Source organism: Halomonas sp. OfavH-34-E (assembly GCF_024124525.1).
Lineage (GTDB): Bacteria > Pseudomonadota > Gammaproteobacteria > Pseudomonadales > Halomonadaceae > Halomonas > Halomonas litopenaei.
On the sequence record NZ_JAMXRY010000130.1, the window covers coordinates 1 to 1,006 of the forward strand.

Genomic DNA, 1,006 nt, shown 5'->3' on the forward strand with positions numbered 1-1,006 from the left:
ACCAGGATGATCACGATGGGCGAGACGTCCAGATCCATGATCATGCCGGAGATGAAGCGGTTGCCGCCCATCAGGTTGTAGACCCCGACCAGGGCGGCGGCGCCGATGCCGATCCAGATGATCATGCCGCAGGTCACCAGGGTCTGGGACAGGCTCTGGTGCATCATCGAGAACGAGAACTCGCCCCGGGCCAGCACCGCCAGCAGCACGCCGAACACGCCCATGGCCGCCGCCTCGGTGACCGAGGCCACGCCGCCGTAGATCGAGCCCAGCACCATGAAGGCGATCAGCGCCGGCACGATGATCGAGCGCAGCGCGGCACCCCTGGATGCGAAGCCGGCGTTGCGGTCCTCCTCGCTCATCGGCGGGCCCATGGCGGGGTTGCGCAGGCAGCGCACCAGCACATAACCGATGTAGGACAGCATCAGGATCACCGCCGGGGTGATCGCCGCGGTAAACAGGTCGGCAATGGAGACGCTGGCGATCAGGCCGTAGATGATCAGCACGATGGACGGCGGCATCATGGTACCGAGCGCCCCGCCGGCGCAGACCACGCCGATCGACAGGTGCTTGTCGTAGCCGAGGCGAAGCATCTGCGGCAGCGCCAGGATGCCGAGCAGCACGATCTCGCCGCCGATGATGCCGGACAGCGCGGCCAGGAAGAACGCCACCACCACGGTCTGCACGGCGACGCCCCCGGGCAGTCGCCCGGCGAACACCCGCATGGCGTTGAACAGATCCTTGGCGATGCCCGATCGGTCGAGCAGCGAGGCCATCAGCACGAACATCGGCACCGCCACCAGCGAGTACTCGGTGACGAAGCCATAGACCCGGCTGGTCACCAGCGGCAGGGCGTTGGGGCCGAACCAGCCGAAGGTAAAGGCCAGCGCCACCAGGCCGGTGATAAAGGCCAGCGGCAGGCCGGTGACCAGCAGCGCGAAGATGGCGCCGACCAGCAGCAGGGTTCCGTCTGCGATGCTCATCAGTCAGCGCCTCCTTCGGGTGC

The 1,006-nt window shown here is 67.1% G+C and carries 1 protein-coding gene; it reads right to left on the bottom strand.

What is annotated here, in order from left to right; translation table 11 throughout:
• Positions 1–983, bottom strand: a 983-nt coding sequence (locus tag NH448_RS23490) for a TRAP transporter large permease subunit (protein ID WP_253029608.1), incomplete at its 3' end; no start/stop codon positions are given.
• Positions 984–1,006: the final 23 nt, after the last annotated feature.